This is a genomic window from Acinetobacter sp. ANC 3832, from assembly GCF_002135415.1.
In the GTDB taxonomy this organism is placed as follows: domain Bacteria; phylum Pseudomonadota; class Gammaproteobacteria; order Pseudomonadales; family Moraxellaceae; genus Acinetobacter.
This window is the reverse complement of the sequence record NZ_NEGJ01000002.1, coordinates 351,848-377,611: the sequence shown is the minus strand read 5'-3', so window position 1 is coordinate 377,611 and position 25,764 is coordinate 351,848. Positions and strand designations below refer to the sequence as shown.

At 37.4% G+C, this 25,764-nt stretch carries 26 protein-coding genes; 14 read left to right on the top strand and 12 right to left on the bottom strand.

All coding sequences use genetic code 11. The features are described 5' to 3' along the window. The first annotated feature begins 83 nt into the window (after positions 1-83). Positions 84-932, top strand: a complete 849-nt coding sequence (locus tag B9T35_RS04160) for a sulfurtransferase (RefSeq protein WP_086189863.1) — start codon at positions 84-86, stop codon at positions 930-932. Beyond that, on the top strand, positions 929-1,780 hold the full coding sequence (asd, locus tag B9T35_RS04155) for an archaetidylserine decarboxylase (protein WP_086189862.1): 852 nt from the start codon (positions 929-931) through the stop codon (positions 1,778-1,780). The genes B9T35_RS04160 and asd overlap by 4 nt, the downstream gene beginning before the upstream one ends. 56 nt (positions 1,781-1,836) lie before the next feature. Here asd and phoR read toward each other — a convergent pair whose 3' ends face one another. From phoR to B9T35_RS04140, 3 genes are all read right to left on the bottom strand, one after another. Next, complete coding sequence (phoR, locus tag B9T35_RS04150) at positions 1,837-3,207, bottom strand: phosphate regulon sensor histidine kinase PhoR (RefSeq protein WP_086189861.1); 1,371 nt, start codon at positions 3,205-3,207, stop codon at positions 1,837-1,839. A 26-nt stretch (positions 3,208-3,233) separates the two neighbouring features. Continuing rightward, positions 3,234-3,944: a phosphate regulon transcriptional regulator PhoB gene (phoB, locus tag B9T35_RS04145; RefSeq protein ID WP_086189860.1), complete on the bottom strand. Its 711-nt coding sequence runs from the start codon at positions 3,942-3,944 to the stop codon at positions 3,234-3,236. Positions 3,945-4,191: 247 nt separating this feature from the next. Then, positions 4,192-4,878 carry a TetR/AcrR family transcriptional regulator gene (locus B9T35_RS04140; protein ID WP_086189925.1) on the bottom strand — a complete coding sequence of 229 codons (687 nt, stop codon included), beginning with the start codon at positions 4,876-4,878 and terminating at the stop codon, positions 4,192-4,194. A gap of 205 nt (positions 4,879-5,083) precedes the next feature. Here B9T35_RS04140 and B9T35_RS04135 point away from each other — a divergent pair, with 205 nt between their 5' ends. After that, entirely contained in the window at positions 5,084-5,929 is an 846-nt protein-coding gene (locus tag B9T35_RS04135) for an SDR family NAD(P)-dependent oxidoreductase (RefSeq protein WP_086189859.1), read from the top strand. A 102-nt stretch (positions 5,930-6,031) separates the two neighbouring features. Here B9T35_RS04135 and B9T35_RS04130 read toward each other — a convergent pair whose 3' ends face one another. Together B9T35_RS04130 and B9T35_RS04125 are read right to left on the bottom strand one after the other, a co-directional pair. Next, positions 6,032-7,399: an MATE family efflux transporter gene (locus B9T35_RS04130; protein ID WP_086189858.1), complete on the bottom strand. Its 1,368-nt coding sequence runs from the start codon at positions 7,397-7,399 to the stop codon at positions 6,032-6,034. Between the two features lie 147 nt (positions 7,400-7,546). Then, entirely contained in the window at positions 7,547-8,704 is a 1,158-nt protein-coding gene (locus B9T35_RS04125) for a methionine aminotransferase (protein ID WP_086189857.1), read from the bottom strand. Between the two features lie 256 nt (positions 8,705-8,960). Between B9T35_RS04125 and B9T35_RS04120 the strand changes: the two genes are divergently transcribed. Beyond that, a complete protein-coding gene (locus B9T35_RS04120) occupies positions 8,961-9,377 on the top strand; it encodes a hypothetical protein (RefSeq protein ID WP_086189856.1) in 417 nt (138 codons plus the stop codon). 260 nt (positions 9,378-9,637) lie between these two features. Here the strand turns inward: B9T35_RS04120 and B9T35_RS04115 are convergent, their stop codons facing one another. The 3 genes from B9T35_RS04115 to B9T35_RS04105 all read right to left on the bottom strand — a co-directional run bounded on the left by B9T35_RS04115 (position 9,638) and on the right by B9T35_RS04105 (position 12,304). After that, positions 9,638-10,945, bottom strand: a complete 1,308-nt coding sequence (locus tag B9T35_RS04115; protein ID WP_086189855.1) for a DUF445 domain-containing protein — start codon at positions 10,943-10,945, stop codon at positions 9,638-9,640. 18 nt (positions 10,946-10,963) lie between these two features. Further along, on the bottom strand, positions 10,964-11,527 hold the full coding sequence (locus B9T35_RS04110; RefSeq protein ID WP_086189854.1) for a CC0125/CC1285 family lipoprotein: 564 nt from the start codon (positions 11,525-11,527) through the stop codon (positions 10,964-10,966). Between the two features lie 237 nt (positions 11,528-11,764). After that, a complete protein-coding gene (locus B9T35_RS04105; protein ID WP_086189853.1) occupies positions 11,765-12,304 on the bottom strand; it encodes a DUF924 family protein in 540 nt (179 codons plus the stop codon). Positions 12,305-12,512: 208 nt separating this feature from the next. On the opposite strand from B9T35_RS04105, the gene gshA reads away from it, so the two are divergent. From gshA to B9T35_RS04090, 3 genes are all read left to right on the top strand, one after another. Next, positions 12,513-14,090 carry a glutamate--cysteine ligase gene (gshA, locus tag B9T35_RS04100; RefSeq protein ID WP_086189852.1) on the top strand — a complete coding sequence of 526 codons (1,578 nt, stop codon included), beginning with the start codon at positions 12,513-12,515 and terminating at the stop codon, positions 14,088-14,090. Between the two features lie 32 nt (positions 14,091-14,122). Next, on the top strand, positions 14,123-14,620 hold the full coding sequence (locus B9T35_RS04095) for a disulfide bond formation protein B (protein WP_086189851.1): 498 nt from the start codon (positions 14,123-14,125) through the stop codon (positions 14,618-14,620). Positions 14,621-14,704: 84 nt separating this feature from the next. Then, the gene (locus B9T35_RS04090; protein WP_139842000.1) at positions 14,705-15,454 is read left to right on the top strand and encodes a hypothetical protein; all 750 of its coding nucleotides are present in this window, start codon (positions 14,705-14,707) and stop codon (positions 15,452-15,454) included. A gap of 155 nt (positions 15,455-15,609) precedes the next feature. Here the strand turns inward: B9T35_RS04090 and B9T35_RS04085 are convergent, their stop codons facing one another. Further along, positions 15,610-16,941, bottom strand: coding sequence for a hypothetical protein (locus tag B9T35_RS04085; protein WP_086189849.1), 1,332 nt, complete (start codon positions 16,939-16,941; stop codon positions 15,610-15,612). Positions 16,942-17,185: 244 nt separating this feature from the next. Between B9T35_RS04085 and B9T35_RS04080 the strand changes: the two genes are divergently transcribed. Next, on the top strand, positions 17,186-17,770 hold the full coding sequence (locus B9T35_RS04080; protein WP_086189848.1) for a YqiA/YcfP family alpha/beta fold hydrolase: 585 nt from the start codon (positions 17,186-17,188) through the stop codon (positions 17,768-17,770). Between the two features lie 35 nt (positions 17,771-17,805). Further along, on the top strand, positions 17,806-19,686 hold the full coding sequence (gene parE / locus B9T35_RS04075; protein ID WP_086189847.1) for a DNA topoisomerase IV subunit B: 1,881 nt from the start codon (positions 17,806-17,808) through the stop codon (positions 19,684-19,686). Between the two features lie 40 nt (positions 19,687-19,726). Here parE and B9T35_RS04070 read toward each other — a convergent pair whose 3' ends face one another. After that, complete coding sequence (locus B9T35_RS04070) at positions 19,727-20,428, bottom strand: phospholipase D family protein (RefSeq protein WP_086189846.1); 702 nt, start codon at positions 20,426-20,428, stop codon at positions 19,727-19,729. 283 nt (positions 20,429-20,711) lie between these two features. On the opposite strand from B9T35_RS04070, the gene B9T35_RS04065 reads away from it, so the two are divergent. Continuing rightward, on the top strand, positions 20,712-21,200 hold the full coding sequence (locus B9T35_RS04065; RefSeq protein ID WP_086189845.1) for a hypothetical protein: 489 nt from the start codon (positions 20,712-20,714) through the stop codon (positions 21,198-21,200). On the opposite strand, the gene B9T35_RS04060 is transcribed toward B9T35_RS04065, so the two are convergent. Both B9T35_RS04060 and B9T35_RS04055 read right to left on the bottom strand, forming a co-directional pair. Then, positions 21,201-21,704, bottom strand: a complete 504-nt coding sequence (locus tag B9T35_RS04060) for a GNAT family N-acetyltransferase (RefSeq protein WP_086189844.1) — start codon at positions 21,702-21,704, stop codon at positions 21,201-21,203. A gap of 162 nt (positions 21,705-21,866) precedes the next feature. Next, a complete protein-coding gene (locus B9T35_RS04055; RefSeq protein ID WP_086189843.1) occupies positions 21,867-22,589 on the bottom strand; it encodes an outer membrane protein OmpK in 723 nt (240 codons plus the stop codon). 531 nt (positions 22,590-23,120) lie between these two features. Here B9T35_RS04055 and B9T35_RS04050 point away from each other — a divergent pair. The 4 genes from B9T35_RS04050 (at position 23,121) to B9T35_RS04035 (ending at position 25,746) form a co-directional block, all read left to right on the top strand. Further along, a complete protein-coding gene (locus tag B9T35_RS04050) occupies positions 23,121-23,474 on the top strand; it encodes an HPF/RaiA family ribosome-associated protein (protein WP_213033348.1) in 354 nt (117 codons plus the stop codon). A 146-nt stretch (positions 23,475-23,620) separates the two neighbouring features. After that, on the top strand, positions 23,621-24,163 hold the full coding sequence (locus B9T35_RS04045) for a hypothetical protein (RefSeq protein ID WP_086189841.1): 543 nt from the start codon (positions 23,621-23,623) through the stop codon (positions 24,161-24,163). 8 nt (positions 24,164-24,171) lie between these two features. Further along, positions 24,172-24,939, top strand: coding sequence for a transporter (locus B9T35_RS04040; RefSeq protein WP_086189840.1), 768 nt, complete (start codon positions 24,172-24,174; stop codon positions 24,937-24,939). A gap of 132 nt (positions 24,940-25,071) precedes the next feature. Next, a complete protein-coding gene (locus B9T35_RS04035; RefSeq protein ID WP_086189839.1) occupies positions 25,072-25,746 on the top strand; it encodes a glutathione S-transferase family protein in 675 nt (224 codons plus the stop codon). The last annotated feature ends 18 nt before the right edge of the window (positions 25,747-25,764 follow it).

Genomic DNA, 25,764 nt, shown 5'->3' with positions numbered 1-25,764 from the left:
AAGGATTGTGAAAAATCAGCATAATCGTAAAAAAGACTGTGTTAAGATCGATTTAGTTGATGTATTAAAATTCGAAAAATCTTATGACTGTAGCTGCCTTTAATTTTGGATTATTGATTGAAACAGAACAACTTGTGCCTTATTTGGGGCATGAGTTATTACGTATTGTCGATTTAAGTCGCCAATCTGTTTATGAACAATTGCATATTCCACATGCGATTCATCTCAGACCCAATTTATTGGTTCGCCAAGAAGAACAAGCCTCTGGTTTATTACCAGATGAAGACGGTTTACACGCACTGATTGAATATTTGAATATTTCTCCTGACCATCATGTTGTTGTTTATGATGATGAGGGTGGTGCATGGGCAGGGCGTTTAATTTGGAATTTACATTGCCTTGGATTTAACAATGTCAGTTTGTTAAATGGTGGAATTCATGCATGGTTAGGTGCAGGTTTACCCACTTCATCAGAAAAAGAGTCTTTGAACAAAGTTGAAAAGCTGGTTCCAATTGAGTTAGATGCTGAAAAACAGTATCGGATTGAATATTCAGAACTCTTAGAACGTGTTGAAAAAAAAGCAATACAGCTCTGGGATTGTAGAACCATAGAAGAATATACAGGTCAACGTCTTGCCGCTAGACGCGGTGGTCACATTCCAAATGCACGTCATTTTGAATGGAGTACTGCAATTGACCGTCAAAATCATTTAAAATTGCATCCTTTAGAACGCACTCGACAACGTTTAGCACAGTTGGGTTTTCAATTTGATCAACCTGTCGTGGTGTACTGTCAGTCACATCACCGTTCAGGGTTGGCTTATATTATAGGTCGATTACTCGGTTGGAAGATCCAAGCCTATGATGGTGCGTGGAGCGAATGGGGCAATCGCCTTGACAGTCCAATTATTACTGGAGAATCACCTACGTGAGTCTTACATCAAAGTTAAAAAAACAAATTTTTATTCAAGCTCAACGTATCGTTCCACAACAACAATTGAGCCGAGTGGTGGGGAAAGTTGCAGAAAGCGAACATCCACTGGTTAAAAATGTCGTGATTCAAGCATTCAAAGCCAAATATGGAATTGATTTATCCATTGCACAACAAACAGATGCTTTAAAATTTAAATCATTTAATGACTTCTTTACTCGTGCATTAAAAGACGGTGTGCGTGAAATTGATGCTGATCCTAAAAGTGTGGTTTGCCCAGCAGATGGTGCAATTTCACAAATTGGTTTAGTCAAAGATGGGGATGTTTTCCAAGCCAAAGGACAAAGCTTTTCAGTTGAAAAGTTAATTGGTGATCCACAACTTGCAGAACCATTTAAGAATGGTGAGTTTGCAACGGTTTATTTATCACCGAAAGATTATCATCGTGTGCATATGCCATTTGCAGGTACTTTGACCGAGACTTTATATATTCCGGGTGAATTATTCTCAGTGAATCAAACCACTGCAGAAAATATTCCAGGTTTATTTGCACGTAATGAACGTATGGTGTGCTTGTTTGATACTGAGCTTGGTCGTATGGCGGTGGTTCTTGTCGGTGCAATGATTGTTGCAGGCATTGAAACTGTAGCAACAGGCAAAGTAAAACCAACAGGTCGGTTAGAGTTGAATCATCATGAGATGAAACTTGAAAAAGGCGCTGAACTGGGCCGTTTCTATTTGGGTTCAACGGCTATCATTTTATTTGAACAAGATAAAATGGTGTGGGATGCGCAATTCAAAGCAAATTCTGCTGTGGTGATGGGTGAAGCTTTGGGTCAAGTGATCTAATTTTTATTGCCCTTTCTTTTACTCCACTGGTAAAGGAGAGGGCATCTTTTAGAATCTTAATTCATTGTTTCTTCAGGGTTATACAGACGCTCTTTAGGAAAAATTACTTTAAAGGTCGAACCTTCGTTTTCTTTTGACTCTACTTCTAAATAAGCACCGTGTTGCATTAATACATGCTTCACAATGGCTAAGCCTAAACCGGTTCCGCCTGTTTGGCGACTACGCGCACTATCCACACGGTAAAAACGTTCAGTGAGTCGTGGTAAGTGTTTAGGGTCAATACCAATGCCTGTATCTTGTACTGTTAAATAGCCATGTTCACCATCATCATGCCAACCAATCGTTACAGTTCCACCTTTAGGTGTGTATTTGATGGCATTGGTAATCAGATTGCTAAAGGCACTGGCAAGTTCGGTATCTGAACCAATCAAATCACAATGGCTATCAATATCTAAGTTCAGTGTATGACCATAATCAACATTATACGCTTGTGCATCATCAAACAATTGATGCATTAAACTTGGCATTTCAATAATTTGATTTTTAGCAATTTGTTTATTGCCTTCTAAACGTGAAAGAAGTAATAAGTCATTTACCAAAGCATTCATACGTCGTGTTTGTGATTGCATTTGGTCAAAAGCACGTTTCCAACGTGGATTTAAATCTTCTTGATCGGTAAATGTTTCGATATAACCACTTAAAACAGTCAGTGGTGTACGTAATTCATGAGAAATATTGTCAACAAAGTCTTTCCGCATTTGCTCAAGGTTGTGCATGCGGGTGACATCATAGGCAAGTAATAAACGACTTTCACTACCAAAACGAGTCAGTTTGATTTGCACATAATGTTCATCAAAGACCGATGATTTAATTTTGATGCCATCGGGTGCTTTATCAATATGACTAAAATAATCGATAAAACTCGGTTGGCGAATAATGGTCAGAATATTACGTCCACGATCGAGTGGTTGAATACCGAGTAATTTTTCCGCTGCAGGATTCCACCATTCAATTTGATGGAGTTCATCGGTGAGCACTACAGCTTCAGCCAATGCGACGAGTGAAGATTGTGCACGATCAATCAAACCGACCATTTCAGCTTGAACCACACGTTCTTGACGCTGAGCGCGGTAAACATTAAATAATAATGCGCCCCAAATGCCATCTAAATTGGGTGGTGCTTCATAAGGGCGATTTGAAATCCATTCATTCACGAGGTAGAGCGAATGTAATTGAAATGCAAAAAATAGGGCAAAGGCGATGCATAGGCAGATCCAAAAATACCCAATCCCTAAGCCAATAAAGCCTCCGACAAGCAGTAAAAAAGCCAGTAGGCGTAAGTCTTGCTTGGCAAAAGTCCATAAACTGCTGTAACGAAACTTTTTATGTTCGCGTGCAAGATCAGGGACGGGGTACGGTTCATACATAAAAAGCGATTGACCTAGTGAAAGTACTAACCTAAAGCAAGATCTGCACGGGTAGAGAAACGGTAACCTGTGCCACGAACAGTTTGAACAAAACGGTCTACACCATAAGGTTCAAGCACTTTACGTAAACGACGAATATGGACATCAATAGTACGGTCTTCAATATAGACGTTACCACCCCAAACTTGATCAAGTAACTGAGCACGAGTATAGGCACGTTCAGGATGCGTCATAAAGAATGCCAGTAAACGGTATTCAGTTGGACCCATTTCTAAAATATTGTCGCTAAAGCTCACCCGTTGGCTGACAGGATCTAAAATTAAACCATTGGCATCAATGGTTTTTTCGCCACTGAGCGCATTGGCACGACGTAATACAGCTTTAATACGAGAAACCAATTCACGTGTAGAGAATGGTTTGGTCATGTAATCATCTGCACCTGCGTCAAGACCTTGAACTTTATGGTCTTCTTCGCCACGCGCAGTCAGCATAATCACTGGAATTTCAGAAAGATTTTCATCACGTTTTAAGCGACGGCATAAATCGACGCCGCTTACACCACCCGGCATCATCCAATCTAATAAGATAAGCGACGGGCGTTGATCGACAATCATTTGATGTGCTTGTTTTGCATCTTCGGCTTGTAAGCATTGAAAGCCTGCCATGTCCAAAGAAGTATGGATCATTTCTCGAATCGGAAGTTCGTCATCGACAATTAAAATGTAGTCATCTTTCACAACGCAATATCCTATTAATGAACGGTGGACCGTTTTTTATTTATGACAGGCTTATTACAAAGATTAATTATGACAGTATCATTGCAAAAAGGGGCTGTTCGATGAATTTAGCAACGATTTGTGACAATTCTTAGTCGAAACCATGAATAATCCATGACATTTGGTTGAATGAAATGTATGGATATTCAATAAATTATATTTAACTGAAAGTTAAATCATCGATCCATTGGGTGAAAAATGAATAAATTTACTTTTCTGAAAAAGTGTCAAGTAGTGACATAAATACGGTTTGGCATGCCATTAAAACATCCTCTAAAGAGAGCTTAAAACCACCTGTGACCCAGCGAATTGCAACTTGTGTGACGTAGCCATTTAAGCCTGTGGCGATTAAAGAAATTTCCTGCTCACTACGATCAATATGCGGCATCATCAGCATCACAAAAGTATGAATCATACGGTCAAATTGGCTCATTGTTTCGTGAATGGTGGCATGGTTATGTAGTTCTTGAACCAACATTGCATCAATATAAATAATTCGAGCCATACGTGGATCATTTTTGATGAGCGTAAATAAAGTACTTAAACCGACTTCAATCATTTTTTTGGGATCTGAAGAAGCTTGCATGACTGCTTGCATTACATTTTGCTGAAGTGACTCAATTAATTGTAAAAAAATGGTTTGAAACAGCTCTTCGCTTTTCTTAAATGATTCATAAAAATAACGTTCAGTCAGCTTGGCTTCATTACAGACATCTTTTACCGTAACTGAAAAAAAACCATGTGTGCCATAGGTTTCAATGCCTGCTTCAATGAGCTTTTCTCGTCGTGCGAGTTTGCGCTCGACCAAAGACATGCCTTTAAATTGGCGTTCTTTGGTCGCTTTTTTTATTGGTTTTTCTAGCGCGCCGTTTGTATGTAAAAGTTCTTGAGTCATAGTGAATTTGTACCAATTGTACTGTGCAATTTGCAACATTTTATCAATAAACACTGCTGAAACCTATGTTAGTGTTTTTGTCTAAAGATTCAGCAGTAAAAGCTTAGTATATTATATTGACAATAACTATTGTCAAATTTATAGTAATCAAGTGAGCTGCACAACTGAAATTGCTTTGTGCGGAAAATTCAAACAAGGAAACTCCATGAAAAATTTTAAAAATAAAGTCGCAGCAATTACAGGTGCAGGCTCTGGTATGGGGCAACAATTGGCAGTTTTACTTGCTAAAGCAGGTTGCCATTTATCACTGAGCGATGTAAATGAAAAAGGACTGGCTGAAACAGTTGAACTGGTAAAACCTTATAACGTACGTGTGACCAGTCAAAAAGTGAATGTTGCTGACCGTGATCAAATGAAGCAATGGGCTGAAGCAACTGTACAAAATCATGGTTCAGTGAACATGATTTTCAACAACGCAGGCGTAGCATTGGGTTCGACTGTTGAAGGTGCGAGCTATGAAGACCTTGAATGGATTATGGGCATCAACTATTGGGGCGTCGTTTACGGCACCAAAGAATTCCTCCCATATATCAAGAAATCAGGTGAAGGTCACATCATCAATACATCTAGCTTATTTGGTTTGACTGCACAACCAACACAATCTGCTTATAACTCAAGTAAGTTTGCTGTACGTGGTTTTACTGAATCTTTACGCCAAGAACTTGATTTGGAAAAATGTGGTGTGAGTGCACTTTGTGTACATCCAGGCGGTATTCGTACCAACATTGCCAATGATGCACGTATGAATGATAGTTTGCGTTCTTTGGGCATGAACCCTGAAAAATCAGCTAAAGCATTTAATAAATTATTACGTATGCCTGCGGAAGAAGCAGCACAGCAAATTCTGGATGCAGTATTAAAAGATAAGCGTCGTTTATTGATTGGTAATGATGCAAAAACTTTAGATATTATCCAACGTATTTTACCGACGGGCTATCAAAAAATTACTGGTTTTGCGACGAAGTTTAGTAAAAAACTCGAACCGAAATAATTGATTTAAATTGATAAAAAAGACCTGTTGCTACAGGTCTTTTTTATTTTTAAAATTAAGTGACTAAGTTATCGCTGAATAGAAAATTTAAAATAATGGTCATTAGATGAGTGTTTTGATCGCCTTTTTCTTCCACACAAATTGATAATACAAGCCTTGTAAAACACACAGTGAAACAAAGGCTAAGGCATAGGCGTACCAAATTCCTTGTAAGCCCCACCATTGACTGAACAAATAAGCGCATGGCACTTCAATGGCAAGAATAGCAAAAATATTGATCAGCATAGGGACAGTGACAGTGCCACTTGCACGCATGATGGAAGCAAAAATAGAACTTGCACCAAAGAATAAAAATGACCACAACACAATGAAGAGTAATTGCTGACCTAAGGCAATCACGTCAGGATCTGTGATAAAGAGTGCCATTAAATATTTAGAGAATAGATAAGCAAGTGCGACCAAACTACCGGTAATAATGATATTCATCACCAGAGCCGTTCGAGTAACTTTACGTAATAATTCAGACTTACCTGCACCAATGGCTTGTGCTGCAAAAATAGACGCGGCGATTGAAATGGATAAGGCCGGAAATTGAATGTAATTGAGAACCTGATTGACCGCACCATATGCCGCAGTGGCATGTGAACCATAATGATTGACCAAACCAATAATCACCAAACCTGCCACAGAGTTGGTGATCATTTGAATACCCGTTGGAACACCAAGTTTAAGAATGATTCGGCTCAGTTCTGGCTCATGTTTAATATGGCTAATTAAGTTACGGTCAAGCTTGAGTGGATGATTTTTCTTATTTAAATAGACATATAAAAAGAGTAAAACGGCTGAGAACCCAATCAATGAGGCAATGGCGGGCGCAATAATGCCCATTTTAGGAAAACCAAAATAGCCTGCAATGAGTACAGGTGTCACCATTAAACCAATCAGAATGGTCATGCCTGAAGCAATCAGCGGTGTAATACTATCGCCCACACCACGTAAAATAGAGGTGTAAATAATATAGATAAAGAGCAGTGGACTTCCAACGAGCATCCATTGAACATAAGGCAAAGACAGGTGCATAACTTTGGGATCAATCCCGAGAAGCAGTAAAATTTGCTTGGCAAAAACCACACCCAAAATTGCAATGATACTGCCACCAATCAGGGTCATAAATAAAGTTGAACCGACTACGCGTTGCACTTTATCGAGGTCTTTGGCTCCCCATGCTTGCCCGACTAAAACCGTCGCACCACCAGACAAACCAATCACGAATGCCAATAAACAAAACAGAATGGGGAAAAACACCGAAATCGCGGCAATTGCATCGACTCCGAGCATTTGACCGACAAAAATTGTATTAATCGTACCTGACAGGTTTTGCAGAATATTGGTTGCAATTAAGGGTACTAGAAAGATTAAAAATGCTTTCCAGAATTTTGGATGATGAATCATATTTGGACGAGGTGGCATTTGAGTTTTTTATCCAATCCGTGGTCTATTATCTTTAGATCACAATAGCATAGCTACAATAAAAAAAGTCTGAGCATTTGAGTAACTCAGACTTTATGATTCTTATATTTTAATCATAATGCATTAAGTCGATCTTAAAGAGACATCTTAAAAAACGCGTCTTAATATTTCACAGGCTTGCATCAGTGTTTCATCTTTTTTGGCAAAGCAGAAACGGATTAAACGTAAATTTTCAGGTGCTTGTTGATAAAAAACAGAGACTGGAATTGCCACGATTTTATGTTCTTCGGCTAAATATTTGCACATTTCGACATCATTTAAGTCTGGGCGAATCGCACTGTAATCTACATTTTGAAAGAAGGTTCCTTGTGATGGAATCAGGCTGAATTTAGAACCTTCCAAACCTGAAATAAATAAATCTCGTTTTTGTTGGTAGAAACTCGATAAGCCATCAATATGTTCAGGATGTTGTTGCATGTAGTTGGCAAGTGCCATTTGTATAGGCGTTACACCACAGAAATTGGCAAATTGGTAAATTTGACGAAAGACCTTCATCAGTTCTGGTGAGGCAATGCAATAACCTGTTTTCCAACCTGTCACATGAAAAGTTTTACCAAATGAACCCACCACAAAACAACGATCTCTCAATTCAGGGAAGGTGAGTGCTGAAATGTGTTTTGCATCGTCATAAATTAGATGTTCATAAACTTCATCCGACAATACAACAATATTTTTATCTTGAATAAGTTCAATTAAATTCAGCCAATCTTGACATGACCAAATCGCACCTGTTGGATTGTGTGGTGTATTCACAATCACCATACGGGTTTTATCTGTAATGGCATCTTTCACTTGATTCCAGTCCACTGAAAACTCAGGTGCATTCAATGCAATATGAATGGCTTTCCCACCGACTAATTGTACGCTTGGTGCATAACTGTCATAGCTTGGGTCAAAAATAATGACTTCATCACCTGCATGGATGATGGCTTGAATCGCACTAAAAATACCAATGGTTGCACCGGGTGTAATGGTGATTTCAGAAATAGGATCAAGTTTAATTGCATCACGCTTAGAAAAGAGTTGTGCCACTTGTTCACGTAATGGAAGGAGTCCATCCCCTGAAGCGTATTGGTTAAAGCCATCTAAGGTCGCTTGGCTGAGTGCTTCTAATAAATCTGGTGGTGCAGGAAAATCTGGAAAACCTTGTGATAAATTCAGTGCGTTTAAGCGTTGCGCCATTGCCGTCATGATGCTGAAAATAGTGACGCCTTGAGCAGGGAGTTTAGAATGGATTTCGATCATGACGAATGGGTGTAGAAAACTATATTGCTGTCAGTTTAGCAGGTTGCTATGGCGCTAAAATAGAATTAAATGATTCGCTTATTTATGTATCATTGAGTAGTACTATTTTTTTAGAAAAAAATGGATATTTCTACTTGGGGCTTACAACTGAATTTCGCATAAGCGCCATTATGTTAAATAGAGCTAGACTTTCTAATTTGTCATAAGATATTTTATGTTTTATAAATGACTATTCGCTTTTAATGTTTTCAGTAATATGAAAAAGAAAAAATTAAAATATTTGGCAGTCTATAGAGAGAAATTTCCAGATAAAAAAATATTGAGTCAGCCTACTATTGAAAATTATAAGGATGTTTTAACACTAGATTTCACTACTGATATTTTAAAATATTTAGAGCTAGATGATCAACTTCAACTTCAATTTATTAGTCATACGACAGATCCATATAGTGGGGATTCTATTCCATTTTGTATATATTCAGATGGAGATTATGTTTGGGACACTACTTTAATTCATTGGATAAAAAAATATAGAATACAACTACCTATGGTTTTTTTAGAACATTTCAGTAATTCTAAAAATAAAAAGCCACAAAATTTAAAATATAGCGTACATATAACTAGAAAAATGGAGTTAGTTTTTTTAGAAAAGCCTCATTATTTCTTTAAATAGAACAGTCGATTTGCTAGCTTTAATTTAAGATTTCCTAAAATTAACATAATACACTTTATGCGAAACCTTTAATTTAATTACATATAAATCAATTGGTTATCGTATATACAAAAACCCCAATCATGATTGATTAAGTTTTTTATTAATTTATCACGTTCCACGCTAGCTATTTGATCAATGTTTCACGATTTTATTTAGCCTGATTGAACAATACTATTCGCCATAACATTTTCATTGAATAGCTTTAAGGTTATAAATCTTTAAATCAAAAAATCAATAATCGCGCGAATCACACCCAAAGTTAAACCAATAAATGCACCAACCACTACACCATTGACACGAATCATGTGCAAGTCACCACCAACTTCACTTTCAATCTTGCCAATCATTTCACTCGAATCCCATTCATGAATGCGTTCACTGATAAAACGAATGACTTTCTCGCTGTATTGGTCACTTAAATTAACAGCGATACCACTCATTCGATCATTTAAAAGCTCACGGACAGATTGATTTTGAATTAAATTTTCACCCACTTGTTGAATGGCAACACGTAAGTTCATCGCAATGCCAGAATCAGGCTTCATCAAATCAGTTTTGATTGCATCACAGAGAATCACCACAGCGCCTGTAATAAAATTCAAAACGGATGAACTGTCGAGCAGGGCATTTTTGGTATCATTTAAGCGTAGGCTTGCATTACTACTGTTATCAGCCAGTTGAACTTTAAGTTCATTGGCGATTTCTTCAATTTTCTGACGAATTGGATGTTCCGGATCTGCCAACATTGATTCTACTTTTTCCAGTAAAGAATCAATGGTGCGTTGTTCCACATCAATGCCAATCCAACTCGCACCTTTGGCAAGACGTGAAACCCCGAGTTCTTTAAACATGGTTTGCGTCAGTTCACGGGTTTTTTCAGGATTATTCATCATCCATTCATGTGCGACATCTAAGCCCCGCTGTAAAACATCTTGATGGAAATCATTTTCCAATACAGCACGCAACATTTCACTGGCAAGCTGATTTACACGAGTATTTCGTACCCATTGCACGCTATTATTTTGAATAAAATGACCAATTTGTTCTTGTCCAACAAATTCAAAAATTTTCGGCACAGTTTGCTGAATCACATCAACCACTTGAGTATTGTTTTGTGGATTCGCGAGCCATTTACCAATCGCTAAACTTAAATCAGTATCTTTTAAACTTTTCTCAACCACTTGTGGTGATAGAAAATTTTCCTGAACAAACTTCCCCATAGACTCTGCTATACGGGCTTTATTGCGTGGAATAATTTCTGTGTGGTGTTTTAAAAATTTAGGAATCGGAATTTTGCCAAAGGGATTTCTAAACAGTACCGTAATGGCATACCAATCAGCTAAGCCGCCGACAACACCTGCCTCTGCACCCAACATGAGAATATGGATAAACCATGCGTATTCAGGCATGACTTTGGCGCAAATGATTAAAATAATCCATGCCACGACAGCAACAATTAAAGCAATGGTTGCAAATCGTTTACTGCGATCCAAACTTGGAACGTTAACTTGTTCAGTATTACTCATCCAAATTCCTAAAATTTTTTATTTTGATGATGTTACCTCAGTCGGCTGAGGTTGTAGCACTTGTCCTGTCGGACTAACGCCATATTTTTGCCCTAAAGATTGTAAAATCAGACGAGCATCAAAGGCATCATTCGGTGCAGATTTTTTATCTTTATAACATTCAATTGTATAAGCCACTTGTACAGGATCTATGTTGACCACCTGAGGCATATCATAAAAGGGGTCATAGAAAGCGCCGTAGCGTCTATATCCATAACCGTATGGCATGTACATCGGCGTTGGATAAACCACAGCTTTACGTGGCGGTTGTTGTGTCCGATTGCTTGGGTCATCTTGTACTTTAAAGAAGGTAAAACCATTTTGAACAGTGGTTTGTGCAGATTTTAATAACGTAATTTCTTCTGCCGTACCAAAGCTCATATTGCTATTGCCCTGAAAACTAACACGGAAAGTTTGTGCATTCAAAGGGACTGTTGAGAATTGTCCTAATTGGTCAAATGTGCGTGGTTTGGATGGAGTTATTGCACATCCTGACAGTGTAAGTACTGCCACCATGCTGAGACCGATGAGTGCTTTTTTCATGATGGGTTCCTTTTATGGTGGTTCAGTCATTTTATCAGTATATAGTGTTTTAAATGGGTGGATTGATGATGAATTTCAAGCAGATTTTTGTTTGTTAAACTCTATTCATGGGTGAATAGAAAATTTGTATCTGCTCTGATAATCAACTCTTCCAACAATAGACTTCTTGCATAACTCCTTTTTATTTCGCCTTAAAGGAAAAAAAAGAGCTTGTTCATACTGATACAAGAAGTTTCATTAAAAACTGCTATTCGGTTGTTTTAAAAACTCGATTTCTTCAGCCGTAGATTCACGTCCTAAAATTGCATTACGATGTGGATAACGACCAAAACGGTCAATAATCACTTTATGCTTTTTCTCAAATTCTAAATTAATTGGATTGCCTAAATCTTCAAATAGATTTAAAGCGTGTTCATGCATCAACTTTGATTCACTGTGCATAAAGGGCATGTATAAGAATGGACGTTGTTCAAAACTCAATTTTTTATCTAAACCTAAGTTGAGACATTCCTGAGCAAGCGCCAGTGATAATGGGTCTTGTGCAAAGGATTGCGGTGAATCTCGGAATAGATTACGAGAGAATTGATCCAAAACAATAATTTCAGCCAAACGACCTTCAGCATTTTCACGCCATGACCAAAGTTCACATTGTCGTGCTTGTTCCAGTACATGCTTAAAACGATCACGTAAAATCTGATCAAACGCGTCACTTTTAGCGAACCAATGCGGTTGTGTTTCAGGATTAAACCAAAAATCGATGACTTCTTGATAATTCATAATATTTTCACATCATTAAGTATTCTTGTTTAATAGAATCACAAATTTGTGATGTCATATAGGCTAACTTTGTGATAAAAATTTGCCGAGATAAAATGAATATTCAGTGCAAATCCAATCTGTACGTGATGTTATATCGATAATTCACGTTATACTGGTGCCATCCGATAATTTTATTTTAAAAACTCTTTAAGATAAGTGAGTAAGTATGAGTCAACCCGAAGCGATCACTCCATCTGTTTTACCGACTTGGGTCGATTCAGCATTGTTCAAAGGCATGTTGCGTGGAATCGAGCGTGAAAGCCTGCGTATGCAAAGCAATGGTTTTTTATCACAAGCAGATCATCCGATAGCTTTGGGTTCAGCCTTAACCCATCCTCATATCACGACAGATTATTCTGAAGCGTTGATGGAGTTCATTACGCCTCCGAAAGAAAGTATTCCTCAAGCACTCAATTATTTAACAGATATTCATGCCGTTGTTCATCGTCATTTAGAAAATGATGAAAAACTTTGGCCTTTGTCTATGCCATGTATGTTGGACGATCAAGAAGAAAATATTCGTCTAGCACAATACGGCACATCCAATATTGGGAAATTTAAAACCTTATATCGTCATGGTTTAGGCATTCGCTACGGGCGTCGTATGCAGACGATTTCGGGTGTGCATTATAATGTGTCATTCCCAGATCAAGTTTTTGAAGCTTTACAACAAAATGAAACAGATGAGGTTTTAAAAGCACTGAGCTTGCAAGATTATCGTAGTCATCGCTATTTAGGCTTGGTGCGTAATTTTATTCGTTTAACGCCATTAGTGATGTATTTGATTGGCTCTAGTCCATCCGTTTGTAAATGTTTTATGACAGGTCGTGAACATCATTTGTTGCCACTGATCAAAGGAACATTATTCCTGCCGTATGCAACAGCATTACGTATGGGACGTTTTGGTTATCAGAATTCAGCACAAAAACAATTGGGTATTCACTACAATAATTTAACAGCTTATGTTGAAGAATTACAAAAAGCAGTACATACGCCGTATGAACAGTTTAGTCATTTGGGTTTGAACAATGAGCAAGGCGAACCGATTCAAATTAATGATCATGTGCTACAAATTGAAAATGAATACTACAGCTTAGTGCGTCCGAAACAAGTACCGCAAGCAGGGGAAACACCTTCTGACGCATTGGCAAAACGTGGTATTGGTTATGTAGAACTCAGAGCTGTGGATGTTAATCCGTATAGCCCAATTGGGATTGATGAAGATACCGCAGGCTTCCTTGAAGTTTTAGCGCTTTATTGCTTACTGAAAGACAGCCCAGATTTACTTGATGATGAACAAGAATTGATTGAACAAAATCAGGCAGAAGTGGTGAATCGTGGACGTGCGCCAAATGCTAAAATTCTAGAAGACAACCAAGAATATGCATTGGAGGCTTGGGTTAGATTGCATTTAAGTCAAATGCAAGATTTAGCGCAATTACTCAACCAAACCTATACAACTGATTTATATACACAAGCTATGCTTGCAATGCAAAAACGGATAGATGATGTGGATGAAACATTATCTGCGCAAGTCATTGAAGATACGATGAAACATAATGGAACTTGGGCATTTGGGAGCTTTATGGCAAATCAACATTTGGGAAGCTATGAGCAACATCCATTAAGCCCAGAAACTTTGGCATATTTTGCCGAATTAACGCAGTCATCTTTGCAACAACAACAGCAACTGGAACAAGATACAAGCATCAGTTTTGATGATTATCTTGCCAATTTTAGATAATTTATTTGAGATAAGAATGAAGAAGGTGATCCATGCAATGGACTAGTTACCGTGTGGTAAGTGGCTTTTTATTTTTAGCCAGTGTCATTGGCATGGCATTTGCGCTTTATTTAGAACATGTACAAGGCTTAGAGCCTTGTCCACTGTGTGTATTTCAGCGTTTGGGTTTAATTGGGTTAGGGCTTATTTCCTTAATTGCATTACTCCATAACCCTAAAAGTAATGGCATGAAAAGAGGCTATGCTTTTTTAAGTTTGGCTGCAATTTCATGGTCGGCAGGTGTTGCTGCACGTCATGTATGGTTGCAAAACTTACCTAAAGATCAAGTGCCAAGCTGTGGTCCAGGTTTAGATTACTGGGTTGAAACCTTACCGTTAAAATCTGTATTTGAACAAGTGCTGAAAGGGTCTGGTGAATGTGCGTTGGTAGATTGGAGCTTTTTAGGACAGTCTTTACCTGTCTGGTCATTGGCTTTCTTTAGTGTTTTAGCGCTTGTTTGTTTATGGCAATTATTGCGTAAATACGCTTAATATAATGCTTCAAATGATTTTAAAAACCAGCACCTGTGCTGGTTTTTTTGATTAAAATAAGATGAAAAATAGGTTATAAACAAGATGAAAATAAAAACGATGCTATTCGGTATATTATTGGGAATTTCAGCTTTGAGTCATGCCGATTATGGTTTCGTTGATGATCCTGATGGTTTTGTAAATGTCAGAGACAGTAATTCACTCAAATCGAAAGTAAGTACTCGGCTTAAAAATGGTGAAGCGGTTTCATGCAGCTTTGAACAAGGTGATCCTGCATTTTGCTTTGCTCATTTTTCTCTAGGCTCTCAACAAGATTCTGGTTTTATTCATAAAAGCCGAATCAACTTTTTTAAAAATTTTCAAAAATGGCACTTAACTCAAAGGTCAAAACTGAAAGCAAACTATACATCGCCTCAAAATAAAATTGAGATAGAGGTTCAGCCTGCCCAATTTAAAGTTCAAGACTTTAAGAAAACACGCCCGCAAGGTGAAACTGAAAGTCGCTATACGCATTATAAAAATAAGCCATTTTTTGGCATGGATGGCATGGTTTCTTCAAAAGATAGCATGTTTCAATTATCAAAAATAACCATTCATTTTAATGGGCAACAAGTCATCATTCCTGCACAAAATTTGGAACAGTATTTTTTGCCGAATATACCTTTGGCTAAAAATGGTTTACAAGATTTTGAAGAGTCAGAAATTTATAGTAAGGGTCAGGACCTATATATTTTTAATTCTTTGGCGAATGGTGGTGCAGCACAATACACTTTGATGTTTCATATACGCAATGGGAAAATTGTGAGCCAACAGGCTTGGTCTGAAGCAATATAAAGATGAGCTGTATTGATATTTTGTATGAGCGTTAATGCGCTCTTTATTTTGATTATTGAAGGATAAAACTAAAAATTTGAAGAAAAACCGCTGATGAGATTTACATTAAAAAAGCCAATCAAATGGATTGGCTTCATTTTATTTAAGAAATAGATTTAGGTTTGGACAATACCTTCCATACTTTCCAATTTGATCAAATATTTACGGATTTGCTCTTCAGCTAACTCATCATGGTGTGGATAGAACCATTTTGCAATTTGCTCAGAAACACTCGGATGGTATTGAATATCAAAGTGATTCAGCCCATAAAATACAGCTTTATGTGATTCAGGCAATTTTAATTGGTAACGCGGATTCGGGTGCTCACCTAAAGCACTTTTTACACTCACCAAATAATCACCAATAATTTTTAGGGTTTTATTTTTACGATTTTCAAATTCTAAAGTTCCTGCCACAAGAAAAGTGTTGATGTGTGACGGAAGTGGAGCAGGTTTACGATTGTCATCGACGTGACCAATACGTGCATTATTGTGTTCCCAGTCATCATCACGAACACTGCCGTAGCGTAAATCTAAAATACCATTACTACGAATATTGACGATATGGCTGACCAATTTAATGATGGGGAAATGCCCGATTTTTTCTTGCAAAGCAAAACCAAAACGCTCTAAAACAGCACCATGATGTGGTGAGCCAATGCAGACTAGATTTTCAACCATACGGAACCATTGGTGCATATTTTGTTTGCCGTAGAACAAGGCACTGCGTGACACTAAGCCTCCCATACTGTGACCAATTAAATCAATACTGGTAATTCGTGGATTACGCTTAACCAAGTCTTCAAGGGTATTTGCAAGGCTTCGACCATTGGCAGAAATACGACGCCCCGTATTGTAATTCAAATACAACATGGTGTTGTTGTCACGCTGTGCTAACAATTTTTCACCAATACCCCCATTGCCACGATTTGACCAATCCAAATGATTCATACACAAGCCATGTGAAAAAATCACCACACGACCGTCTAAATCACCTCGCTGTAATCCACCATAACGGTCATATAAAGTACTGGGTAGTGCAAGAGGATTGTGATTTGCTAGTAGAAAATCACCTAAAATTCCATTCAATGCACCCACGAGAAAGTGCATGGTTGGTGTTAAAGGTTTATCATGTAAATTCGGGAAACGGTCAATGATTTGGCGTAAACCTGGTGCTAAAAAATGGCTACCATAATTTTGTAGTGTGCCAAAAGCGAATTGATAGATTTTTTGTATGCGTTTAGATTTTTGAAACGCTTTAGTTTTTTGCGTACTTAAGCCGAAAATACTCAATAACATTTCACGTTGTAAGGCTTGAATCAGGTCTTGAACAACGCCATTTAAACGAGTGCTGACCAACTGAGCTATACCTTCTAACAGGTCTGCTTGGCTGGGTGGCGAACGATCCCATTTACAATAAGTTTCGTGCAGTGGCGTTAAACTTGGCATGCGTTTTTATCCTAATTCATATTGACCTATACCGAGACTTTCTTTTTGGTAGAGATCAATGTATAAAATTCTTCGTATTCATCTTTTATTGTTCATCCTGAACAGTTTTAAGATACCGATGATTACATTGGAGTTTTAGTTTTTTTGTCCGACAAGAACTCGTTACATACAAATTAAAACAATTATGTGATTCAAGTCACAATAATGACCAAGCCACTGTAACTTAGATTACGATCAAATTGATATGAATATTATCTATCTACATGGATTTAAAAGTAGCGCTTTCTCGATTAAAGGGCAACAGTTAAACGACTATTGTCAGCGCTATACATCACATATTGTGCATTTACCTGATTTAAATATGCCACCGCAGGCTGTAGAGCTATACCTTTCACATTTAATTGAACAATTGGATGATGTTGCATTGGTCGGTAGTAGTTTCGGGGGCTTTTATGCGACACAATTGGTCGCTAAATATAGCGTACCTGCTGTACTGATTAATCCTGCTATGCGACCATGGCAATTGTTCAGAGATTTATTTGAAACGGAGCAGATTCCTTTTCTTGTAAATGAATACTGGACTTTAGATGATGCACAACTTGATCACTTAGAGCAGATTGCTGTGCCGTTTGTACAGGATGCAGACAAAATATTGGTTCTGTTACAACAAGGCGATGAAGTTTTAGATTATCGTGATGCAGAACGGTATTATAGCGCTACGCAACATTCGTCACTGATCATGACAGAGATGGGTGGTAATCATGCAATGGAAAATTTTGCAGACAAAATACCGATGTTTTTAGAATTTTTATCGTACTCAGTTAAGTAAATCATCATTGGTAAAATAAAAGGAAAACTTACAACGTGTCTCAATATACGGCTCAATCACTTGAAGTTTTATCTGGTTTAGATCCTGTACGCCGTCGTCCGGGAATGTATACCGATACCACGCGTCCAAACCATTTGGCACAAGAGGTTATTGATAATGCTGTCGATGAGGCACTTGCAGGGCACGCCAATAAAATTACGGTTGTAGTTTATAAAGATGGTTCACTTTCGGTTGAAGACAATGGGCGTGGGATGCCTGTCGATATTCATCCTGAATATGGTCAAAGTGGGATTGAGATCATTCTGACCAAGCTACATGCAGGTGGTAAATTCAGCACAGACAATTACCAATTTTCAGGTGGTTTACACGGTGTTGGTATTTCTGTTGTGAATGCTTTATCAACTCGGGTCGAGGTCGAAGTTCAGCGTCAAGGCAATTTGTATAAAATGGCATTTGAACGTGGCGAACCCGTTGGGCCATTAGAAGTATTTGAAGGTAAAGCACCCAAACGTGCTACAGGTACACGTGTACATTTTTGGCCAGAAGACAAATATTTTGATTCACCCAAGTTTGCCGTAAAAGCACTGAAACATAATTTAAAAGCCAAAGCAGTATTGGCGGCTGGCTTACAAATTATTTATATCGATCAGATTAATGACGAAAAAATTGAATGGCAGTTTGAGAATGGTCTAGTTGACTATTTGATGGATGAATTGGAAGACCGTGAGATTATTCCAGATCCCGCTTTTGTCGCTTCTGGTGAAGCTGAACGTGCCAGCGCGGAGTTCGCAATTTGTTGGAATGTTGAAGGCGGCGAACAGATTCAAGAAAGCTATGTCAATTTAATTCCAACAGCGCAAGGTGGTACGCACGTCAATGGTTTACGCTCAGGTGTAACAGATGCAATGCGTGAATTTTGTGAGTTACGTAGTTTATTGCCACGGAATATGAAGCTTTCAGCAGAAGATGTTTGGGATGGTGTGAACTATATTCTCTCATTGAAATTTCAAGAACCTCAATTTTCTGGGCAGACCAAAGAGCGACTTTCAAGCCGTGAAGCCTCGAATATTATGCTAAATATTGCCAAAGATGCATTTACTTTATGGCTCAATCAGAACTCTGAAATAGCCATGCAACTTGCTGAAATCATGATTGCTAAAGCAGGTCGTCGTTTAAAAGCAGCCAAAAAAGTTGAACGTAAAAAGATTGTTGCAGGACCAACTTTGCCTGGTAAGCTTTCAGACTGTGTTGGTCACACTTTAGAGGAATCTGAGCTTTTTATTGTGGAAGGAGATTCTGCTGGTGGTTCTGCGAAGCAGGCACGAGATAAGAACTTTCAGGCGATTATGCCGATTCGTGGCAAGATTCTGAATACATGGGAAGTATCTTCTGATGAAGTTTTGGCTTCTCAAGAAGTACACAACATTGCGATTGCGATTGGGGTTGATCCAGGTAGTGATGATTTATCAGAATTACGTTATGGCAAGGTGTGCATTCTAGCCGATGCGGATTCTGATGGTTTGCATATTGCAACTTTGTTGTGCGCATTGTTCGTTAAGCATTTCCCTACATTAGTAGAAGAGGGGCATTTATATGTTGCGATGCCACCGTTGTACCGTATAGATGATGCTAAAGATGTCCATTATGCTTTGGATGATGATGAGTTAGAAGCTATCTTAAAGAAAGTTAAAAGCAAAAATCCGCAAATCACTCGATTCAAAGGTTTAGGCGAGATGAATGCGAGTCAATTACGTGAAACGACATTAGATCCGAATACACGTCGTTTGGTGCAATTAGATTTAGATGATACTCAGCTTACGGCTGGTTTGTTGGACAAATTACTTGCTAAGAAACGTGCCAGTGATCGTAAAGAATGGCTTGAACAGAAAGGTAATTTAGCGGATTTGGTTGTATAAAAATTTATTTAGAAAGCCCCGAAAAGGGGCTTTTGAGTATTTATATACTCATATTTTCAATCCAAAGAAAATAGCCACCATATTGGCTTGATCTAAATTCACCACCCATTGCTTTTCCTTGGTCAGTTTGATAATGTTTTCCACCTTCATTCAGCGTAAGTAAGCCTTTAGTGACAAATTGATCTAAAAGTTCAGAGGTTTTAAGTTTATGTTTTGCAGCAAGCTTGGATGATGTAAGTTTACTGGCGTTATCGGTACTTTCCTCAGATAGATTTTCTTCCGCTTGTTCTGTTTTTACTTCATCTAATGAAATACGAACTTCGTCACTGATACGAATAATACGTTGAGCTTCTTCGTAGGCATCTTTGAATACTTGGATGTCCTCTTCTTTGTTAATAAAAATACCCATTTCATTATTATTAACTTGGCTAAACTCATATAAGTTCAAACTTGAAATAATGCAACTCTCTTCATTGATATAGCATTTAGCATGAAGATTTTTACAAAAACTGACTCGTACATAATCGAGTCTTTGCATCCATTTAATTTCATCAGGATGTAGGTCACTTTTCCCATAAATAATACGAATATCAATTTTGAGACGATTTTTATCTTCCAATAGTTCTTTGATTCGATCATTTAAACGAAGATAAGGGCTAATTAAAATAAGACGTTCTTTTGCATTTTTAATCAGTTCTTCTAAGTAAAAATTTGTTGCACTGGTATTTAAAAACTTAGCCATTTATTCCCCGTAATATTATTAAGTAATTAATTTATTTGCATAAAATATAATATTACTGCACTTGCTGTAAATTTACAGCTTATTTTTTTGCCTTAGAATAGTTTGCTAATGATAAATAACCTCTTTGTTTTCCTGCTCTAATGAAGAAATTTTAGGAGCATTTTGCAATAAACCCATAAAAACTATTGTGAAAACTTTATATAACAAAATAGGACAAAACTCAGAACTTTGCCTGCTGAAGTTCCGTTATAAATAGATATAACAATTATTCAGAATATATACCATGACAAAACAAATCCGACTTGCAAATGTAGATGATGCACAAATTTTGACAGATTTATTGCAACCAAATTCACAAAGCCTAGGTGGTTCACTTGATGGTGATTTCGCGTATGTTAAAGTTGAAAAAATGCTCGAAAATTCAGAAGTCACTGTTATTTATACAGAGGATGAAATGGCGCTGGGCGTGATTTTTAGCTTTGATCCAGCGACAATGCAAAAGCCACCCGTGATTGAAGAAATGCTGAAACATATTGATGATCAAGATTATCTTATCTATGGACCTGCATGTATTGCATCAGAAGTGAGAGGTGAAGGTATTCTTGGGAAAATGTATAAAGAATTAAGACAACAGACTCAAGGTAAAGCATTTTATGCCTTCGTAAATCAAAAAAATCAAGACTCATTCAAAGCGCATGAAAAAATTGGCTTTTTGTTAATCAGCCCATTTTCTGTTCATGATGAAAAATATTGGATCATTAAAGCGGAATAATCAATTCAAGATCAATTGCATCAGAATTAAATCACGCCATTGCCCAAATTTTTGTCCAACTTGAGGCATATAGCCTGTTTGTTGAAAGCCTAATTTTGCATGTAAATAAATTGAACCTGCATTTTCAGAATCAATTGCAGCAACCATGACATGGAGCTTTTGCTTCCGAGCATGTTCAATCAGTTTTTGCATTAAGATTTGACCTAAACCTTGGCGCGTAAAATCAGGATGGATATAGACAGAATGTTCAACGGTATCTTTATAACCGTTAATTTGGCGGAAAGAGGAGTAATCTGCATAGCCTGCAATTTGCTTTGAATGGGTGCTTTCAGCTACAAATATTGGGAAGTTTTGATTTTTTAAAGATTCAAACCACTCTTGATAATCTGAACCTGATTTAAGTTGGCTATTCCATGTTGCAACGCCATTGCTAATTTCAGCATTATAGATAGACATGATCTGTGGTAGATCAAGAGCTTGGGCAGGACGAATAAGAAAGGTCATTAAAATGCCAAAAGGATCAGTTAAGTCAGTATTTTAGGAAATTTTATTTTATTGAGCAATAAAAAAGCAAGACCGAAATCTTGCTTTTCAATATCAATCTAAACTGTAATCAAGCAGATTTTTTACATGAGTATAAAAAGTTAGATGCAAACAGTTTAACAATTAGAAGTGGTATTTAACCAAGGCACTCACATTGTTTTCATCTTTATTTGGAACGCCATATTTGTTGTGCCATACAGAGTGTTCAACACCAAGATATAAACGAGTATCTGGAGAAATGTGTTTACCCGCATTCCATTTCCATTGTGTCGTCCAGTTCAATTCACTTGAATGGGCTTGTGTATCTTTTTCAGCTGTAGACCAATCAAGGAAACCATCAACCAAGAATTCTTCTGAAGAAATTTTGAATGGAATACCATAAGAGAACGTTAATTGATAATCATCTTCTTGAATATCATTACTTGCGCGGTAGAAGTTTAATTGTGCAAACTGAAAATAAGGAATTGCTAAATCCACACCAACACCATAAAGGTAGTTGTTCATGTCCTTACCACCTTCCCAAGTGGTTGCGATTAAGACATCTTTAATTGGACCAAACTCAAGTTTTTTACCTGAAACTGCACCTAAACTTAAACGTGGTGAAACTTCAAAATAAGTGTCCGATTGACCACCACTATTAGTACGGTCTGCAAAAGCAAAAAAGTCACCATAATTAAGTTTCGCTGCATATTCAAATGTTGCAGTAGATTGCTTTTCATCAGGTGTTAACTCATAGTTTTCACCGTATAGGCCAGTAATACTGAAGTCTTGCCATACAGGTTTAGCTTGAGTCAGTGTTGCTGTAGAAGCCAATGCGCAGATTGCAGCAATATGTGTCAGTTTCATTAAAAAGTCTCTCCCCCAAGAAAGCGTATAAAGGATACAGATTATTAAGCAAAAATAAAGCCAAAATAAGATGAAATTAAAAAAAATATGTAAACATCAAGCCTGAAATTGTGAGTGAATCGTGACTCAAAGTAAGCAATTATTTTTTGTCGTAAAAAATGGATAAAAAGATGAGAGTTGATCTCAGCGTATTTTTGATATACATTATTTGAGCATTTTAAAATCATAAAAGTTAATAAAAATCATTACTTTAAAAAAACAAGTAACAAGTTGTCATTTTTCATATCGTTTTCATAAAATTTTAAAAAATGTACTTGCTTATTTTCGAATATAGCCCGATATTGAATGTATAAGAACACGAATCTGCAGACTCAAATGTGTTCATCCAGTCAATTATGGAGGATGGTATTCCAATTAATTGAAGATGATCAGGCTGTGAAAACAGCGCGCTAAATCGTGCCCAAGAACGAAAGTTTTGCGCCACATGTTTAAAGTTTAAAGAAAGTTTAATAAATAAAGAGGATGATATTTATGAACATTGAAATCCGTACAGATAAAAATATTCAAAATAGTGAACGCTTAATCACATATGTGCGCGATGAGCTAAATCAGGAATTTCAACGTCATAGTGAGCGAATCACCCATTTTTCTGTCCATATTAGTGATGAAAACGGTGACAAAGGTGGGGGTGACGACATCCGCTGTATGATTGAAGCGAAAGCTGCAGGCATTAAACCTGTGGTGGTTACGCACAAATCTAAAAATATTGACTTGGCATTACATGGGGCAATTGAGCGTGTCAAACGCAGTTTAGAGCATGTCCTTGAGAAAAAAGAGAACCCGCGTGGCGGAAAGCTTGAGATTATTGACGAAGAAGAAGTTTAATAAAAAGCCCTACGGGGCTTTTTTTATATCGAATAAAAATAAAAACAACGAATTGCTAAAATAATCCGATCAGTTGGTTGATTTACTCAAAACTATTTTATAAATATTCGGCATAATATTCCTTCAGATAAAAGTGAGAGATCAGCATGCTTAATGCGCAACAACAAGTCTTTTTACAGGCATTAGAAGATTTAGACCTTGAACAGGTTAAGCGCCTGTTGGCAGATGGTCTTGATCCTAATTTTATTGACCCAGAAAAAGGTCCTGCTGTATCCGTTTGGTCTGATGGATTGTTCAAGTGGTGGGAAAAAATTTGTGAAGCTCATGAAGCGGGTCAAGAATTAGCAACAGATCAAAAGAAACAAGATTTACAGGTTCATCTTGATATTTTAGCTGCGCTGATTCAAGCAAAAGCTAATTTTCATCTTTGGGATGCAGAAGAATGTTATGGTCCACTTTGGGATGCAGCAAGTGCAGCATGTGCGCCAGCAGTACAGCTTTTGCTCGATCAACAAGTTGATCCGAACACTAAAGATGAAGAAGGTAAAACGATTTTAACGTCAATTAGTGACTTATTCTTTGATGTCGATTTTGACGAAATTAACTGGTCAGAAGCATTACCTGAAGAAAAAGAAACACTCGAATTGCTGCGCAGTCGCGGTGCAAAAATGTCTAAAGAAATAGTTTGAGAAAACATATGACAATTTTAAAAAAAATGACTTTGCTGATTGCTTCAACAGTCAGTATGGGCAGTATGGCAGCTGATTTTTCATTTGATCGTCCAGGTGCAGGCTTTGGTACAGGGATTACACCTGTCGGTCAGTTGGCTTGGGAGCAAGGTTTACCAAGTGCGACCTATACTGAAACGACGATTGATGGCGCGAAAGCAAAAACGGTTACATTAAATGGCGATATGTTATTCCGTACGGGTTTAACGCCAAGTATGGAATTGCAATTGGGTTGGCAGGGTCCAGCATGGACACAAACTAAATATAAAGGTCAAAAAAATGATGATTCTGGTTTAGGTGATGTCACCATCGGAATCAAAAAAGCCATTGATTTAAAAGATGATAAATTAACACTGGCTGTTTTGGCACAAGCACAGATTGCGACAGGCAATGATGGTTTTACTGCTGAAGATGATATTTATACTTTAGGTTCATCTGTTGCTTATCAATATAATGATTTAGTTAATACAGGTATTACCATGAAGTACGAAGTACAAGATGGTAATTGGGCTGTGACAGCGATTCCAACGATTGGTTATAAAATTGCAGGAAAGCTCTCTGGTTTTTCTGAATTTATTTATCGTAAAGAAGAAAGTCAAGATTATGAATATGGCTTAGGCTCAGGCTTAATCTATGCCTTGAATGATCGTACTCAATTTGATACCAGTATTGGTGTAGATTTGAATGGTAAAGATCGTAGTTATAATGCAGGCTTTGGCGTTGCATTCTTATTTTAATCTGACTTAGCTAGATTAAAAAATAAAAAGAGTAGCCATATGTTGCTCTTTTTTTTGATTTTAACTTTTACAATAAGATGATTTTATATCGATAAAGACTTACAACAGTGAAAATAAGGCTGGGATTTAAACATGATCAATTTATTTATAGGCAATAAAAATTATTCAACATGGTCTATGCGTCCATGGTTGGTGCTTCGCTATTTTAATATTGAATTTAATGAACACTTAATTCCTTTTGATGACTTCAAGTTGGAGAGTGAATTTAAGCAACATATTTTTAAAATTAATCCAACAGGGAAAGTTCCTGCACTTCAGCATGATGGATTATTGGTTTGGGATTCATTGGCTATTTGTGAGTATCTTGCAGAACAATTTCCTCAAAAGCATTTATGGCCAGAAAATAAAGCACAACGTGCAAGAGCAAGATCAATAAGTGCGGAAATGCATAGTGGTTTTGCGATATTACGAAGCACTTGTGAAATGAATATTGAAGCAGATTTAGTTGAAATTGGACAACAACTTTGGCATGACAATCCTCAGTTACAGAGCGATGTACAGCGCATTGAAAAGATTTGGTCAGAGCGACCTGATGTAGATGGTTTTTTGTGTGGTGCTTTTAGTATTGCAGATGCATTTTATGCACCTGTGGTTATGCGCTTTGTGAGTTATGGATTACCCACCACTGAGTTGAGTCAAGGCTATATTGAAAAGATGCTACAAGTTCCAGTATTGCAACAATGGATTCAAGAAGCGAAGCAAGAACATATGTTTGTTGAGTGCGAAGAACCTTATCGATCAAAGTGAACAAAAGGAGTGATAACG